This is a genomic window from Nonomuraea sp. WAC 01424 (assembly GCF_003947315.1).
In the GTDB taxonomy this organism is placed as follows: Bacteria; Actinomycetota; Actinomycetes; order Streptosporangiales; family Streptosporangiaceae; genus Nonomuraea; species Nonomuraea spiralis.
Window position 1 is genome coordinate 272,984 of the sequence record NZ_QHHZ01000014.1, and the last position, 15,992, is coordinate 288,975.

At 67.2% G+C, this 15,992-nt stretch carries 12 protein-coding genes and 1 tRNA gene; 4 read left to right on the forward strand and 9 right to left on the reverse strand.

Annotated features, from left to right (window positions below):
* Positions 1–50: 50 nt before the first annotated feature.
* Both DMB42_RS35245 and topA read right to left on the reverse strand, forming a co-directional pair.
* Complete coding sequence (locus tag DMB42_RS35245; RefSeq protein ID WP_125641848.1) at positions 51–1,262, reverse strand: metallophosphoesterase; 1,212 nt, start codon at positions 1,260–1,262, stop codon at positions 51–53.
* Between the two features lie 13 nt (positions 1,263–1,275).
* Positions 1,276–3,960 carry a type I DNA topoisomerase gene (gene topA / locus DMB42_RS35250; RefSeq protein WP_125641851.1) on the reverse strand — a complete coding sequence of 895 codons (2,685 nt, stop codon included), beginning with the start codon at positions 3,958–3,960 and terminating at the stop codon, positions 1,276–1,278.
* 207 nt (positions 3,961–4,167) lie between these two features.
* On the opposite strand from topA, the gene DMB42_RS35255 reads away from it, so the two are divergent.
* Positions 4,168–4,335 carry a DUF5703 family protein gene (locus tag DMB42_RS35255; RefSeq protein ID WP_379478577.1) on the forward strand — a complete coding sequence of 56 codons (168 nt, stop codon included), beginning with the start codon at positions 4,168–4,170 and terminating at the stop codon, positions 4,333–4,335.
* Between the two features lie 122 nt (positions 4,336–4,457).
* Here the strand turns inward: DMB42_RS35255 and DMB42_RS35260 are convergent, their stop codons facing one another.
* Complete coding sequence (locus DMB42_RS35260) at positions 4,458–6,698, reverse strand: chaplin family protein (RefSeq protein WP_125641857.1); 2,241 nt, start codon at positions 6,696–6,698, stop codon at positions 4,458–4,460.
* A 197-nt stretch (positions 6,699–6,895) separates the two neighbouring features.
* Complete coding sequence (locus DMB42_RS35265; RefSeq protein ID WP_260478137.1) at positions 6,896–7,336, reverse strand: hypothetical protein; 441 nt, start codon at positions 7,334–7,336, stop codon at positions 6,896–6,898.
* A 449-nt stretch (positions 7,337–7,785) separates the two neighbouring features.
* Between DMB42_RS35265 and DMB42_RS35270 the strand changes: the two genes are divergently transcribed.
* Positions 7,786–7,871: transfer RNA gene (locus tag DMB42_RS35270), tRNA-Leu, on the forward strand.
* Here DMB42_RS35270 and DMB42_RS35275 read toward each other — a convergent pair.
* The 5 genes from DMB42_RS35275 to DMB42_RS35290 form a co-directional block, all read right to left on the reverse strand.
* A complete protein-coding gene (locus tag DMB42_RS35275) occupies positions 7,853–9,511 on the reverse strand; it encodes a recombinase family protein (RefSeq protein WP_125641860.1) in 1,659 nt (552 codons plus the stop codon). The genes DMB42_RS35270 and DMB42_RS35275 overlap by 19 nt on opposite strands.
* Positions 9,508–9,657 carry a hypothetical protein gene (locus DMB42_RS53600; RefSeq protein WP_170246478.1) on the reverse strand — a complete coding sequence of 50 codons (150 nt, stop codon included), beginning with the start codon at positions 9,655–9,657 and terminating at the stop codon, positions 9,508–9,510. The genes DMB42_RS35275 and DMB42_RS53600 overlap by 4 nt, the downstream gene beginning before the upstream one ends.
* Before the next feature lie 228 nt (positions 9,658–9,885).
* Complete coding sequence (locus DMB42_RS35280; RefSeq protein ID WP_125641863.1) at positions 9,886–10,740, reverse strand: TRM11 family methyltransferase; 855 nt, start codon at positions 10,738–10,740, stop codon at positions 9,886–9,888.
* Positions 10,737–11,606 (reverse strand): DNA methyltransferase, encoded by an 870-nt coding sequence (locus DMB42_RS35285; protein ID WP_125641866.1) that lies wholly within the window; start codon positions 11,604–11,606, stop codon positions 10,737–10,739. Before DMB42_RS35285 ends, DMB42_RS35280 begins: the two co-directional genes overlap by 4 nt.
* Before the next feature lie 82 nt (positions 11,607–11,688).
* Entirely contained in the window at positions 11,689–12,135 is a 447-nt protein-coding gene (locus DMB42_RS35290) for a hypothetical protein (protein WP_125641869.1), read from the reverse strand.
* A 427-nt stretch (positions 12,136–12,562) separates the two neighbouring features.
* Here DMB42_RS35290 and DMB42_RS35295 point away from each other — a divergent pair, with 427 nt between their 5' ends.
* Positions 12,563–14,842, forward strand: a complete 2,280-nt coding sequence (locus DMB42_RS35295) for a DUF6185 family protein (RefSeq protein WP_221762497.1) — start codon at positions 12,563–12,565, stop codon at positions 14,840–14,842.
* A gap of 358 nt (positions 14,843–15,200) precedes the next feature.
* Positions 15,201–15,980 carry a sigma-70 family RNA polymerase sigma factor gene (locus tag DMB42_RS35300; RefSeq protein ID WP_125641875.1) on the forward strand — a complete coding sequence of 260 codons (780 nt, stop codon included), beginning with the start codon at positions 15,201–15,203 and terminating at the stop codon, positions 15,978–15,980.
* The last annotated feature ends 12 nt before the right edge of the window (positions 15,981–15,992 follow it).

Below are 15,992 nucleotides of genomic sequence, written 5' to 3' on the forward strand. Positions count from 1 at the left end.
GTTGGATACTACGCCAAGATGACCTCATGTGACCACCACGTAGCGCAAAGTCAGGAGCGCAGCTCCAGCATAGTGATCTCCGGCGGTGCTCCGACACGTACGGGCGGCCCCCAGAATCCCGCGCCCCTGGTGACGTAGACCTGCACGCCGTCGACCGTCGCGAGCCCCGACACCACGGGCTGCTGCAGGCCCACCACCAGGTTGAACGGCGCGATCTGGCCCCCGTGCGTGTGCCCCGAGAGCTGGAGGTCGACGCCGTAGCCGGCCGCCTGCTCCACCTGTAGGGGCTGGTGCGCCAGCAACACCGTGGACCGTCCGGGCGTCCGCCCGCCGAGTGCCTTGCCGAAGTCGGGGCCGTCGCCCGTGGCCTCGCCGTTGAGGTCGTTCACCCCGGCCAGGTCGAGGACGGCGCCCTGGTGCGTGATCTCCACGCGCTCGTTCCGCAGCGAGCGCACGCCGAGTTGGTCGAGCTCCTCGATCCACTCCTGCGGGCCGTTCGCCGTGTAGTACTCGTGGTTACCGGTCACGAAATATGCCCCGTAGCGGGACTCAAGGCTCTTGAGGGGTTTGGCCAGGGCGCCCAGCTCGGCGACGGACCCGTCCACCAGGTCGCCGACGATGGCCACCACGTCGGCGCGCAGTCCGTTGATCATCCTGACGATGCGCTCGGTGTGCCCGATGCCCGTCAGCGGGCCCAGGTGGATGTCGCTCACCACGGCGAACCGCAGGCCGTTCAGCCTCGGGTCGAGCTTCGGCAGCCTGACCCGCACCGGCGTCAGCACGGGATCGCCCAGGGCGCTGGTCATGCCGTAGCCGACCGTGCCCAGCGCGCTCACCCCGGCCACGGCCGCGGTCGTACGTCCGAGGAACAGCCGCCTGCTCATGGGCGGCGCCGCGGCCGGCTCGGCCGCGGCCGGCGCGGAGGCGCCCGCCATGACGGGAACCGGCTCCTTCGCCGCCGCCGCGCTGCGCTCGCTCCTGCGGATGAGCACCGACGCCACGGCCCGCGGCACTTCCAGCACGATCAGGAAGACCACGAGGTAGAACATCAACGCCACCCACAGGTAGCCCGGCCAGGCCAGCCAGCGGCCCAGCTCCAGGCGCGTCCCCACGAAGGTGGCCACCACGAGCAGGACCAACCCCACCAGGCCCCAGGTCAGCGCCTTGCGGGCGCGCCCGGGGCGGGTCGTGGAGCGCACCGTCCGATGCCACAGGTAGAGGTGCGCCGCCAGGACCAGGGCGACGAAGACCAGCACGATCACACGTCGATGCTACTTACGATTTGGCCGCCGGCTTCTTCGCGGTCGTCTTTTTCGCCGGGGCCTTGCGCGTGGTCTTCTTCGGCGCGGGCGCCCGCTCGCGGCGCTCGGCCAGCAGCTCGGCGGCCCGCTCGATGGTGATGTCCTCGACCGTGTCGCCCTTGCGCAGGGAGGCGTTCGTCTCGCCGTCGGTCACGTACGGGCCGAACCGCCCTTCCTTGACCACCACCGGCTTCTTCGACGTGGGGTCGTCGCCCAGCTCCCGCAGCGGCGCCGCCGCCGCGGCCCGCCGCCCGCGCTGCTTGGGCTGCGCGAACAGCTCCTTGGCCTGCTCGATCGTGACCGTCAGCAGGTCCTCTTCCGAGGTGAGCGACCGCGAGTCGGTCCCCTTCTTGATGTACGGCCCGAACTTCCCGTTGTGCGCCACGACCTCCTCGCCGTCGAGCTCGCCCACCACCCGCGGGATCGCCAGCAGCTTGAGCGCGTCGTCGAGAGTGATCGTGTCCAGCGACATCGTCTTGAACAGGGAACTGGTGCGCGGCTTGGGGGCGTCCGCCTTCTTCGTACGCTTCTTCGGCGTCTCGTCCTCGGCCGGCTCGGGCAGGATCTCCGTCACGTACGGCCCGTAACGACCGTCCTTGGCCACGATCGTGTGCCCGCTCACGGGGTCGCGTCCCAGCTCCCGGTCACCGGTCGGCCGCGAGAACAGCTCCTCGGCCTTCTCCGCCGTCAGCTCGTCGGGCGTGGTGTCCTCGGGCACGTTGACCCGCGCGCCGTCCCTGTCCAGGTAGGGCCCGTAACGCCCGACCCGCAGGACGATGTCCGTGCCCTTGATCGGGAACGAACTGATCTCCTTGGCGTCGATGTCACCGAGGTCGGTGACCATCTCCTTCAGGCCCTCGTCCCCGTCGCCCGCGCCGTAGTAGAAGCGCTGCAGCTCGGGCACCCGCTCGGCGCGGTCGTTGGCGATGTCGTCGAGGACCTTCTCCATCTCGGCCGTGAAGTCGTAGTCGACCAGGTTGCCGAAATGCTGCTCAAGCAGGTTGACCACGGCGAACGCCAGGAACGACGGCACCAGCGCCGTGCCCTTCTTGAACACGTAGCCGCGGTCGAGGATCGTGCCGATGATCGACGCGTACGTCGAGGGCCGCCCGATCTCGCGGTCCTCCAGCTCCTTGACCAGCGTGGCCTCGGTGTAGCGGGCCGGCGGCTTGGTCGAGTGGGCCGCCACGTCGAGCCGCGACACGGTCAGCGCGTCGCCCTCGGCCAGGTTGGGCAGCCGCTTCTCGGAGTCGTCGCGGTCGGTCGAGGGGTCGTCGGCCCCCTCCACGTACGCCTTGAGGAAGCCGTAGAACGTGATCGTCCGGCCCGAGGCGCTGAACTCGACGTTCTCGCCGGTGGCCGAACTGCCGATCACCTTGACGCTGATCGACTCGCCGACCGCGTCCTTCATCTGCGAGGAGACGGTGCGCTGCCAGATCAGCTCGTAGAGGCGGAACATGTCGCCGGGCAACCCGGTCTCGCCCGGCGTGCGGAACTCCTCGCCGGAGGGCCGGATCGCCTCGTGGGCCTCCTGCGCGCTCTTGACCTTGCTGCTGTAGACACGCGGCTTGTCGGGCACGTACGCGGCGCCGTACAGCTTGATGGCCTGCGAGCGGGCGGCGGCGATGGCGGTCTCCGACAGCGTGATGCTGTCGGTACGCATGTAGGTGATGAAACCCTGCTCGTACAGCCGCTGGGCGACCTGCATCGTGTACTTGGCGGAGAAGCCCAGCTTCCGGCTGGCCTCCTGCTGCAACGTGGTCGTCCGGAACGGCGCGTACGGCTTGCGCGTGTACGGCTTGCGCTCGACGGACTTGACCGAGAACGACGTGCTCTGAAGCCTGCCGGCCAGCTCACCGGCGGCGGCCTCGGACAGGTGGAGCACGTCGGCCGTCTTGAGCTGCCCGGTGCTGGCGAAGTCGCGCCCCTGGGCCACCCTCTTGCCGTCGACCGAGGTCAGCGTCGCGGTGAAGTCACGCGGCCGCTCCTCGAGCTTGCCCGAGTCGAACAGCGCCTGCAGGTCCCAGTAGTGGGCCGAGGTGAACGCCATGCGCTCCCGCTCGCGCTCCACCACCAGCCGCGTCGCCACCGACTGCACCCGGCCGGCCGACAGCCGCGGCTTGACCTTCTTCCACAGGACGGGGCTGACCTCGTAGCCGTAGAGGCGGTCGAGGATGCGGCGGGTCTCCTGGGCGTCCACCAGGCGGAGGTTGAGGTCGCGCGGGTTCGCGACGGCGTCGCGGATCGCCTGCGGCGTGATCTCGTGGAACACCATGCGATGGACGGGCACGGTCGGCTTGAGCACCTCGCGCAGGTGCCAGGCGATGGCCTCGCCCTCACGGTCCTCGTCAGTGGCCAGGTAGAGTTCGTCAGCGTCCTTCAACATCTGGCGCAGCTTGCTGACCTGCGCCTTCTTGTCGGGGTTGACGACGTACAGCGGCTCGAACTCGTGCTCGACGTTCACGCCGAGACGCGCCCAGGGCTCCTTCTTGAACGCCTCGGGAATGTCGTCGGCCCGCTCCGGCAGGTCACGGATGTGACCGATGCTGGACTCGACCATGTAGCCGGCACCGAGGTATTCCTTGATCGTCTTCGCCTTGGCGGGCGACTCGACGATCACCAGGCGTGTTCCGCCGGTGCTGCCGTTCTTGGCTGGCACGCTGCTTCCTACCTCACTGTTCGCTTGCAATCCCCCTACCGGGAGTCGGCATAGATCTGAAAGGTAACCCGACTCGCGGAAATTTCCTTCCCCCGGGCTACCCACTAGCTTCCGGGTCCACCCACAAGCACGCAGAATAAGGCCCATCGAGCGGCATGGCGCCCTGACTCACCCTGGAGACTAATCGTTGTGCTCGACTACTCCTACATGGATATCTTCATTCCGCGCGACCTCACCCGCGAAGCCGCACGTCAACTGCTGACCGAACACGCGGAGTACGGCCAGTGGGAGCTCGCCCGGGTGCGGGTGCACCCCGACGGCAGCCGGCACGTACGACTGCGCCGCAAGGTCATCCGTGTCCGTAGCACGCTCTGAACTTGGACATGGCTTTGCCCGCCCCGGGCCGCGCCCCCGGAACGGGCAAAGCATCTATCGCCTACTGCTCACAGGCGGTTGAGCGGTAGCGGTACGTGCGATTGCCGAGCTATGTCGTATATCTACTTACGGCCCGGCCGGAACCGGCGCGCGGTGGCGAACAGCATGGCCGAGGCGGCGAACATCGAGCCGACCAGCAGCGCGAGCAGCGAGCTGGAGTTCATGCCGGTGAGGCCGGCGGGCTGAGCGGCGCTCATCAGGCCCAGGTTGCCGACGGGCAGGCCACTGGTGGCGGACGTCACCGCGCCGCCGACCGGGGTGGAACCGAGCAGGTCGGTGGCCGGGGACAGCGGCGAGGAGGGGCGGCCCGGACCCTTGCGCACGGCGTCGGTCCTGTCGGCCTGGTGGTCCTTGCCGTGCTTACCACCCTTGCCACCCTTACCACCCTTGCCGCCCTTGTCACCCTTGCCGCCCTTGTCGGCAGGGCCCTTCTTGCCGGGCTCGGGCTTGGCGGGCGTCTGCACCTGGCCGGGCAGCGGGCGTACCGGGGCCTGCGCCTGTCCGGGGAGGCCGGGCAGCTCGGGGAGAGCGGGCAGGCCGAGGGTCCTGGAGGCGTCGTCCACGAGGGGGAGCGACGACAGGCCGCCGTTGACCGGCAGGGCGGGCAGGCCCGCGCCCTGGAGCTGCTGCGTCAGGTTGCCCGGCACCGGCAGGCCGCCGACGTTGGGCGAGCCGGCGGCGTTCGGCGAGGCGCCCGTGTCGGGCACACCGGCGACGTTCGGCAGGCCGCCGACGTTCGGCAGGCCGGCGTCGCCGCCGGCGCCGTTTACGCTGTTGAACGCCGGGACGGCCGGCACGGCGGGCAGCAGCCCGCTCTTGGCCGCGGCCGTGTGGTTCGTGGAACGCAGGAACTGGTTGTAGCCGCCACCGCCGCCCGGGTAACCCGGCTTGCCGACGTGCGCGCCGCCGAGGCAGCCCGCGGCAGCGTCGCCCAGCACGGCCACGGCGTTGCCGCAGACGTTGACCGGGGCCGTGATCGGCGCGATCACCTGGTTGCCGCTCAGCACGCCGGAACGCCCGGAGGTGTGGTTGCCGCCGCCGCCCACGCCGTCGTGCGGCCAGACGGCCGCGCCGCCCTTGCAGTGGGCGGTGGAGGCGCCGAGCACCGCGGCGGCGTTGCCGCAGACGTTGAGCGGCGCGGTGATCGGGGCCACGACCTGGTTGCCCGCCCCGACGCCCGACTGCCCGGAGGTGTGGTTGCCGCCGGCGCCCCGGCCGCCGTTCTTGACGGACACGACGCCCTTGCACCCGGCGAACGCCTTGCCGAACGCGGCCACCGCGTTCCCGCAGACGTTGATCGGGGCCGTGATCGGCGCGATCACCTGGTTGCCGCTCAGCACCCCGGAACGCCCGGACGTGGTGTTGCCGCCCGCCCCGGAACCGGCGCGGGTGTTCAGCACCGTCGCGCCGCCCTTGCAGTTGGCCGGCGCGTTGCCGACGGCGTTGCCGCAGGCCGTGATGGGCAGGGAGATCGGGCTGATCACCTGGTTGCCGCTGCCCGCGCCGTAGCGCCCGTCGGTGTCGTTGCCCGTGGAGCCCGGCGCGGCCATGTGGTGCTGCCAGCCCCCGCCGCCGCCCGAGTTCGTGACGCCGGCGCCGCCCTGGCAGCCCGCGAACGCCCGTCCGAACACCGCCACCGCGTTCCCGCAGATGTTGACCGGCCCGCTGATCGGCGCGATCACCTGGTTGCCGCCGAGCGCGGAGGAGCGGCCCGATGTACGGTTGCCGCCCGCGCCCACGCCGCTGTTGTGCACGGCCGCGCCGCCCTTGCAGCCCGCGGTCGCGTCGCCGAAGATGGCCAGCGCGTTGCCGCAGGCGTTCAGCGGGGCTGTGATCGGCGCGGTGATCTGGTTGCCGCCGAGCAGGCTGGAGTCGCCCGAGGTCTGGTTGCCGCCGGCGCCGCCCCCGCCCTTGTTGTGGACGGTCGCGCCACCGCGGCAGCCCGCGTCGGACCTGCCGAACAGGGAGATCGCGTTGCCGCAGGCGTTCAGCGGCGCGGAGATCGGCGCGTTGACCTGGTTGCCGCCGAGCACGCTGGAGTTGCCCGAGGTGCGGTTGGGGATGTCGCTGCGGCCGACGTTCTCGACGGAGGCGCCGCCCTGGGAGCCGGCGCTCGACTGGCCTGCCGCGCCGACGGAGTTGCCGCTGATGTCGATGGGCAGGTTGATCGGCAGGTTGACCTGGTTGCCGCCGCCGACCGAGGAGTCTCCGGAGGTGTCGGCGAGGGCGGTGCCGCTGCCGAACGACATGACCGCGACCGCCAGAAGGGCCGCAGGGGTTGATGCTTTAGCCCACGTACGCATGCTGAATGCTCCTAGTGGTTCTTGGGGGGATACCTGAACGGTTCGCGGGCAGCCGAGGCCGTGCGAGGTCGCGCACAGCGGTGACCTCGGGTTCGCGAACAGACTGACTGACGTCTCACCCGCCGGCGGAGGGGATATGACCACGCTCCGCCGCCGCTCTCCGGACGGATCGTCCGGGGCGTGTTGAAATGGCGGGATCAGTCAGGTGAGAAGGAAGGGTCGTCCGCCGCTGTGCGGACGACGGGGGGCAGCACGCGCGCCGCGATGGCGAGCTGGTACTGCAGCCGCGGGTCGACACCGGACCGCGCGACATCCCCCAAACCGGGCCCGAACGGGCCGCTGCCACCACCGTTGGGCACCAGTCCATTGGTGTCCAAGATCTTTCCGGCGGAGGATGGTGGTGGCAGACCAGGATCCTGTTGGCTGTTGAGCCCGTCCACGGTGCGCCCCGCCATCGCCTCGGCGTTGTCCGACGCCGAGAGAGAAGCGGGGGCGGAAAGAGGAGCCGGGGCCGCGTCGGCGGCTCCTGTGGTGGCCGCGGTGGCATCCGCGGCCGCCGGAGCGGCGGACATCATTCCGAACACGACAGCGAGCAGCCAACCTGCCGCCACGAGGGCGCCCATCGTGACTGCCCGCACGACAACTCCACGAGCGCCGGCCGCGAACCGCGCCATCCGGTCGGCCCGCTCGGCGGTCGTGTCCCGCCCCGGGAACGTCGTGGGCACGCGGCGCACAGCGAGGGACATAGCCCTCGTCTGTCCGACCGTCGTGCGTGCCACGTGACCTCCCAGCTTCCCGAACCGGCTTCACGTCGTGAGGCCGGTCCGTGGACTCACCCCTCAACGGTCCGTAACCGTAGCAGCACCCAACGTTGTCGCAAGGGCTTTTCAGCAGAGACCCCGAAAAGGGCCAAGGACACGCGGATCCGCTTCACGGATGACACCCAGGAGGGTCATCGGGGTGGCCCGGCGAGGGCACGGAAGAGGTGGCTCCGGCCGTTGTGCCGATACTCGGTATGACGCACCCCTCAGAGTTTGCTAACCTTACGGAGCCGACGCGAGATGACGGTCCCGCGTGCAGGCACCAAGTCCGGGTGGCGGAATAGGCAGACGCGCTAGCTTGAGGTGCTAGTGCCCAGTGATGGGCATGGGGGTTCAAGTCCCCCCTCGGACACACACCGCTCGCACATGTGGGGGTTCCGGTTCGATCCGGGCCTCCACATATTGCTTTTCTGGGTAGTACGTGAGCTTCAGCCCGAGCTGGGTGTAGAGCTCGGCCTTGTCGTCGGGATCAGCCTGTCCGACGAGCCGCACCAAGTCGCCGACCTCCTCGATCATCGATCTGATCTCCGCGACGCTGATGGGCTGGGCGCCCGGAACCGCCTTCAGTTCGCCCTCCAAGCGCGCGCGTTCGCTCTTCGTCTCGTTGATCCACAAGGAGATCTCAGTAGGGTCGCCTCCCGCGTCGAGCGCGGAGCGGTACTGGCTGAGCTTGCGGTCGCACTGCGACAGGCGTTTGCGCAGGTCGATCAGGGCCGCCTCATTCGGATCGATTACCTGCTCGGCCATCGCCGCGATCGTCTGTTCCAGCCTGTTGGGCCCGAATGCCGTCCCGAGCCAGTCGTCGACCTCATCCAGGATTTCCGACTCCCGCAGGTAGACGACCTTAGGGTGGTCGAGGTCGTTGACGATGGCGTACTGAGCGGGGAAGCGGCACCGGTAGTAGGCCTGCCGGTTGTTCCAGTTGCCCTGCATACGGCGCTCGCAGTACCCGCAGAACAGCACTCCCCGGAAGGCGTAGGGACGCCGTGTGGGGTGGGGTCGCTGGCTGAACCTGCCCCTGGCACGCGTGGCGAGAACCTCCTGAACGCGTTGATACTCCTCAACACTCACGATCGCGTCATGGACAGCGTGTTCCGACCAGATCCACTTGTCCTTGGTGTTCCACCGCTGTTTTGTGGTCGTCCCCAGCGCGACGTTCTCCACATCCAGGAGAATCTCGTCCTTGCGCTGCTTGTTCCACACCTGGTGGCCGGTGTAGCGCGGATTGGTGAGGATCACTCGGATGGCGTACTTCGACCATGCCCGCTGATCCCGATGCTTGTTCCGCTCCGGGTCACTAGCGGAGGGCGACAAGATGCCCTGCAGAGTCAGATCCTCTGCGATGTCCAGATAACCGCGCCCCTTGAGGAACTCGCTGTAGATCCACCGCACCACGCGCGAGGTGACCGGATCGGGCACCAGCCGCCGCAGCCTCCGCCCATCGGCCGCCTTACTGGGGTTCGGGTGCGGACCAGCATCCTGGAGGGTGTACCCGTACGGCGGACGCCCACCCAGAAACCTGCCCTCCGTGGCCGTGATCGCCGCCATCGCGGCCCGTACTCGAATCTTGATCCGGTTCCGCTCACCCTTCGACAACCCACCGAAGACACCCATGATCATGTCGTGGGCCTCGTTCGCCGGATCGATCGGCCCGCCGACCTCGGGCACCCACAGCGGTACCCCAAAGTGCTCGAACAACGGAAGCGTGAGGCTGTACTGGTTGCCGTAGAACGCCCGCTGCGGCTCCCCGATCACCACCGCGTCGAAGCCTCGACGCGGGTCCTTCAACTCCTCGATCAGCGCCGCTGCGTGCGGCCGGAGCTGCCAGGGGATCGAACGGGACTTGTCGACGTCGAAGAACTCGGCGACGATCTCGCCGCCCCGCGACTCGATCAGCGCCCGTGCCCGATGCAGCTGCCAGGCCCGCGACGCCTCCGGGTCCTGGTTGTCCTCTGTCGACACCCGGCCGTAGAAGCCGAACCTGATCGTCATTTCTCCTGCTCCTTCACGGTGTGCGGCTGCTTCACGCGGGCGACGGCCTTGAGCAGGATCCGGAGCAATACGCCCGCCGCGCCGGGGGTGAGCCTGAGCTCCTCCCCCGGCACGACCAACCGCAGCCCGCTACCCGCGCCGTTCACGCCCCGCCCCGGCTCGGAACGAGTCCCCGCGTCCACCGGCGACCGATTTGGACCCTACGGGCCCGACCACCCCGGCGGCCCTACATGACCGCTCGCCTCGACGACCAATGTCAATCACCGCCTGGACACGAACCCCCGCCCCTCGAGTTGCTGACGGCCATACACAACCTGTGGACAACGAGTCCAGGCATCGCTCGCCGCAGTCCCTGCCGCCGTAGAAGGTCGCCCTCATCCCCGACCATCCCTCATACGGAGAATGAGGAGATCTTCGTGGGCCACCGCACACACCGGCCGCCCCTTCTCCTGACTCCGCCACGCCTCCAGCATCTGGAAGAACGACGCCCGGTTGATCAGCTGGCCATCCCGGAGCCCACACAGCAACGCCGCCAGGCGGTGCGTGAGCACTAGGCCGGCCGCCTCTGCGGTCTCGATGACCTGCCCAGGAAGATCAACGAGGTGTCCGTTCACCCGAATCGGCCGAACCGTGATCGCGACGACTCCGTCGGGCCGCAGCAGCCCCCCGCACCGAGCGAGGATCTGCCCGAAGCCCTCCATCAGCTGGGGCAACCGCTGGTGGGCGAGATTGCGCTTATCTGTGGAGTACCGGTGATTCGACTTCTGCACCGGCCCGCCGCCTTCCCGGCTTCCGCACCGGACATGACCGTGCGTCCGCACTCCGTAGGGCGGAGAGGTCAGCACCAGCGCCGCCATGCCCTGAAGGTCCCCGAACACCGTTGCGATGTTCCTCGCATCCCCACAGGCCACCCGAGCGAATCCCGAGGCGCCTTGAGAGCGGGCGTGCTGAACGTTGGCGGCAGTGAGGCCGGCGAAGTCAGCCTCGTACTCCATCCCCGCGGCGTGCCGCCCCAGATGCACCGCCTCGACCAAGGTGGTCCCGATTCCGCACATCGGATCCACCACCAGGTCCCCTGGTTCGGTAAACGCGGAGATGACCTGTGAGGCGATCGACGGGAGCATCTTGCCCGGATGCCTCATCGAATCGGCGACATATCGGCCGCGCCGCTGCACCCGCGACTGCAGCTGCCCTGTAGCAACTACCGACGGCAGCACGCTCTCGCTCATCGAGCACCTCCGCCGGGACGAGCGAACAGACACACGTCCGCATGCACCGACACCACCGGCGGCAACTCCGCGGACTGAGCCCGGCGAAGCTGCGCCAGCTCCGCCGGGCCGGCCTGAACAACTAGCGTGTCGCCCTCAACGGGCACACGTACTGCGATGACGTGCTGTACGTAGGCAAGCCCCGCGGCGGCCGCGCGCCGGATGATCCCCGGAGCCAAATCTATGAGCCTGCCCCGCTCGTGGCGCGCTGTCGTGATCACTGCCAGGTGTCCGCCCGGGGTGAGAGCACGCCGTGCATCCTCCAGGAACCGACCGAGCTGTGGCATCGCCAGCGTAGGCTGCTCCGTCCTGCACGAAGGACATGACGTCGACCTTGAGCCGACTGCCCATCCGACCTCGGGATGGAGCGGAAGAGCTGCGATCAGCAGGTCGACCTTGCCCTCGAAGCCGGACAGCGCCTCCCGCATCTCATGCGGCCCGTGTGGACGCAGCCTCACCGCTGCCCGCTGCTCCGCAGTGAGTTCCTGCCGAAAGCGACCGACCAGGTGCTGAGCGACCGGGAGACGCGGAACGAAACCGATCCCCAACCGCCCCATCTCAGCCGCTGCGACGAGCACGGTCTCGCTCGTCGTGAAGATATCCGCGACGACCCCGCCCGGGCGAGTGCAGGCGTCGATCAAATGCCGCGCCAGTTCCCGCCCCACAGCCTGGCGATGCCGGCCGCATATTGCTTCGCCCGCACACGGGCCGTCCTTGGCCCTGGCCGTTTCGGTCGTGGTGTCAGAACACAGCCACACCGAGAGCGGCACCAGCCGCCTTTCGGCAGCCCGCGAGCCTCTCGGCCGCGATCCCTGGTTCTTGCTCATCTACGGTGACCCGCGACGGTCACCCGTTCCCATGCACTGAAACACCAGCTAATCGGCGCCAGTTGGAACCGCTCGCGCCTCCTTAGCCGTCTTCTCCAGACACGGTCTCGGAGTCCTTCTGCGCTGCCCTCCACATATCGTGAAGTCGCCTGCGCACCACATGGCCGGGCCATGTGCACACTGCTTGAGGTTCGACGCGCTCGACGGCCATGGCACGCGCGTACCCACGACGAACTGGGTCACCAGGCGGAGGCACGGAGTTGTCCCGGCTGTAATCGGTGCTCGGCACATCCCACACCAAGATCCGCCACTCGGTGTCGCATTCGTCTTCGAACAGGTAGTAGTCCACTGCTCCCGGAGCGACGACGATCAGATGATTCAAGTACGCATCGAAGGTCGCACGGGCGAAGCTGAGGGGGCTTCCTGCTATGTCATCCTCCACGCCGCTTCCCGCCACCCCATCATCGGCGGCTCCATGGTCGAGGACCCAGGACCACTTCCTGTCGAGCTTGTCCCTCGTCTGGATCACGAAGGCGTATGTCCCGTAACAACATCCTGGTGATGAAGTTGGAGCGCTCGTTGGACGGCAGAACACACCAGGCTGACGCCGCTGTGCCGGAGCCTTAAGATCAGTCGCCGTCGACCCGACAAAGGGGAGGAAACGCAGCGTGGAAGTGTCAGGCCAGTTGGACGCAGCTGGTGCCGCCTACCGATCCACGGAGCGTTCTCTGCGTCGTCGGGTGTGGGGCTTCATCTTGCGGCAAGCGATCGTTGCTCTCGCGGTCACGCCTCTCATACTCCTGTATCTGGACCAACCTCCGGTGCCAACGTGGGTTCGGTCGGACGACGGTACGCGCCGAGTCGCTTTCCTGCTGGCGGCGGCGGTGTTCCTTGGCCACGGCTTGTGGGCCTGGCGCGGGCGGAGAACGCTGCATCCGCGCCCGAGGCGGACACGCATGTTCCGCCCAGCAGCAACTACTCTCACGGCGCTGCTCTTCGCGGTGCTCATCCTTGTCCCTGCCGCATCGGCCCTGGGACGGATCGGCTCGACTGGCACTTCTTCGAAGGCCTCGTGTGAGCCGATCCCGGCTCCAGGAGCGCGCGCCTCGGCGAAGCTATCGCTTCGGACGGAGCACCGAGCCATTCCCGATTTCGTCAGCGAGGTGAGATTAGAAGTACCGCACTCGTGGGCCATGACCGGTGCACTGCTTGGACACCATCACTCAGCGGAGTTCCAGCAAGCCATTAACTGCCTGATGCCGAGGAGCCAACATCCGGTGGAGGCGGCAAACGTATCGGTGACGGCCGTCGGCGGGCTAGTCAAAGTCAACGAGACCGTTGAGGTCGACGTCTCCGATGCAGTAAACGATCATATCGGTCCATGGTCGGTGGTGTCGGATGGCGCCACCTGGCAGCTCGCGCTCGAAACATTCCAGAGTCCTGGCGTGGGTCAAGAGCAGAACATTGAGGTAGTACTCCCACAAGGTTGGAGAGGGGAAAGCACCCCGCCACCGGTCGAGGCTGACTCCGCCCGCGCTTCGTGGAAGCTGAACGCGTGGGCGCACATGAGCGTCACGGTACATCCGGATGTACGGGCACGCTTAGTGGCACAGTCCGGCAAGGCGCCGTACACACTGATCGACTGGATCTCCTACCAGTTCTGCGGCATCGCCGTCCTCATCTGGGGATACTTCGCAATCCGCCGACGCGAAACATGGCGGCGAACGTGCGCACCCACGCCCGAGCCAGTGGACCAGCGCAAGATGCGGGCCTATCTCAGCCTCAACCTGCTGCTCGTGCTGTTCGTCGTGGCAGACAGTCTGGCCAGCGAGTTAGGCCTGCTCGGGCCAGTAAGAGCGGGATCGAGATACTGGCTGGTCGAAATACTCGTCTACACAGTCTTCGCAGCCCTTGTGGCGCTAACGGGACGACTATCGCCCACAGTCGTCGCAGTGTTGTCCTCCATTGCGATGACCTGCGTCATCGCCCTCTATCGTCAACCGCAATCCGAATCCCTTACGCCGAAGACGGTGCCACTGATCGTCCTCATGTCGATCACTACGTGGCTGTCAACCACAGGAACGGCCAGCGCCCTGGCCAACGCGATCCAGGCACCTCGGTGGCGTGGCCGTCCAGTCATATCGGTGATCCTCATTGGCACGGCGCTTTCCGCAGTCATCGTCTGCTGGTACGCCGCAATACGGATCACGCACCTTTACGACACCTCCAGCGTGGCGAACCACGAGGTCGCGTGGGCAACTCTCAGCAGCCCGATCACCTGGTTTCCGTGGGAGTTGGCGGTCGCGCTCGGCGATGTTCTGTGGATCCTGCCGATCATCGCGATGGCCGCAGTGCTACGCAAGCGGGCATCCTTCGCCGAGCCAGACTTAGACAGCTCTGATCGCCGCGCCGTGATCTGGATCTTCTGCGTTTCGACATTGGCATGGGAGATCTACATGGCAGGCATGTGGCTGCCACTGAGCCTACTGGTGGCCGGCCCCGTGTTGTCCATTACCCTGCGTGAGGCTCGCAAGTGGGTCGTCCTGCGCCGCCAGGAGCACAAGCAGGCGACGGTAGTGCGAGCCGGCCGTCAAGCACTCATGGACCTTCGAAAGATGCGGTCCGGCAGTTACGACACCGTGCGAGCCCATGGACCGTACACCGACGCAGGACGAACCGCGATCTTCGGCGGACGGATCGCACTGGCGCTAGGCATACTGCCCACGATCTGGTTCACATGGCTCGATATCTCCTCTCAATGGGGAAATCTCGACGATGGCTGGGCCATGGCCGTCGTCAAGATCGCGGGCTTGATCCTCGGCGAACTGGTCCTGTGGTTTGTGGTGGGCTTCGTCCTTGGGCTCCTTTGGCGCGAACTGCCGGGACGCATCAGCCCTTGGAAAGCGCTGCCCCTGGTGCTTTCCTATGGGGCGGGCGTCCTTGCCCAGGTCCTTACAGACTGGTTTCTCGGGCAAGGACCAACATGGTGGGCCCTGCAACGTTCGTTGTTCGTATGGGCAATCCTCACGATCGTAGGCTTCGGCATCGAGCTCAGGACTTGGCGTCAGATCGCACCGGTCCCGCGTCTCGCAGTGTTCTATGGGTACCAAGGACGCTTCCAATGGATGCGGGCGCTGGCGCCTCAGGTCCTTGCTACTGCCTTCCTTGTGTACGCCGTACTGCGCCCCGAGCAGGGCTTCATCCAGCTCGAACTCGGCCAGCTCGTCAGACGGTGACCCCCGTAGGCAAGCGGGCCGGCCCCTGTGCCGTGAAGTGATCTCCTCCTGTCTGCAGAACGTTCAGTGGCTGCCGTGGATCAGCACCGACAACGGACGAGGCGATGGCATGGCAGATCTTTGCCATGCCATCGCCTTCTGAGCAGTGCTCATCAGCAGGTCAGGACGAGTTGGCGCACTTGGTGTGGACTTTGAGCGTAACCTCGGCGCCTGCATATCTTCCCTGCTCAGATGGGCGACGGGAGTACCTGAGAAGAGTTCACGGTGTCACCACATCTTCCCTTGACGCTCCACATTTCCCCCGTCCGGAGGTCGAGACCTGGATCGACCAATCCGGCACGTCTTACGAGGGAACACCATGGCCACCGATCTACAGGGCAACACGACCTCGACGAACCTCAACCAGAACGCTCTTAGCGTGGCGGACCGGGCCTTCCAGCTCCTGATCACCGGTCCCCGCCCGCTCTCAGTAGATGGCTCCGCCATCGGGCATGGAGTACCTCAGCATGCAATCGATCTCGGAGCGCTGAAGACACTGCTGCTCAGTCCGCAAGCCAGCGACGAACTGAAGGACAGCGTGTGGGCGCATCTGGTGCGACGTTCGCGATCCCAAGGTCCGGCGTGGGTGATTGGTTGTGCGGGGATGGCGATGCCAGGGCTAAAGAACCTGGCTGCGAGGACCACGCAGGGCTGCCCTGCCCATGTGGTCGACGACATCGTCTCGGAGATGGTGACGAACTTCGTCGCGCAGCTCCGTCGGATCGATCTCGATCGGCCGAATATCCTGCCTCGGCTGCTGATGTGGGCACGGAAGGGCGCGCTCCAGGTGCGGGCCCGTGAGCTCGCCTCCGCCGAGATCTGCACCGAGACGCCGGAACAGGTGGTCCTGGACACGGAGCCGTTCATGGTGCTCGCCGAGGCCGTCCGGTGTCGTGTCATCACCGCGGACGAAGCGAAGCTGATCAACGCGACACGGTTGGAGGGCCAGGCGTTGCGGGCGTACGCAGGGCGCTTGGGGGTGCCGGCGGATCGGATGTACAAGCGGCGGCGAGCAGCGGAGACACGGCTGGCAAGGGCGATCGAGGAGGGTCAAGTCTCAGTCAGCTACGACGGGCAGGGCTCCAATTCCGGGGGCTGAGTCGGTGGTTCA

Excerpts from the sequence above, each read along its gene's own strand:
- DMB42_RS35255 (WP_379478577.1), top strand. The coding sequence starts at position 4,168 with ATGGATATCTTCATTCCGCGCGACCTCACCCGCGAAGCCGCACGTCAA.
- DMB42_RS35260 (WP_125641857.1), bottom strand. The coding sequence starts at position 6,698 with ATGCGTACGTGGGCTAAAGCATCAACCCCTGCGGCCCTTCTGGCGGTC.
- DMB42_RS35275 (WP_125641860.1), bottom strand. The coding sequence starts at position 9,511 with ATGACGATCAGGTTCGGCTTCTACGGCCGGGTGTCGACAGAGGACAAC.
- DMB42_RS35280 (WP_125641863.1), bottom strand. The coding sequence starts at position 10,740 with ATGAGCGAGAGCGTGCTGCCGTCGGTAGTTGCTACAGGGCAGCTGCAG.
- DMB42_RS35285 (WP_125641866.1), bottom strand. The coding sequence starts at position 11,606 with ATGAGCAAGAACCAGGGATCGCGGCCGAGAGGCTCGCGGGCTGCCGAA.
- DMB42_RS35295 (WP_221762497.1), top strand. The coding sequence starts at position 12,563 with ATGTTCCGCCCAGCAGCAACTACTCTCACGGCGCTGCTCTTCGCGGTG.
- DMB42_RS35300 (WP_125641875.1), top strand. The coding sequence starts at position 15,201 with ATGGCCACCGATCTACAGGGCAACACGACCTCGACGAACCTCAACCAG.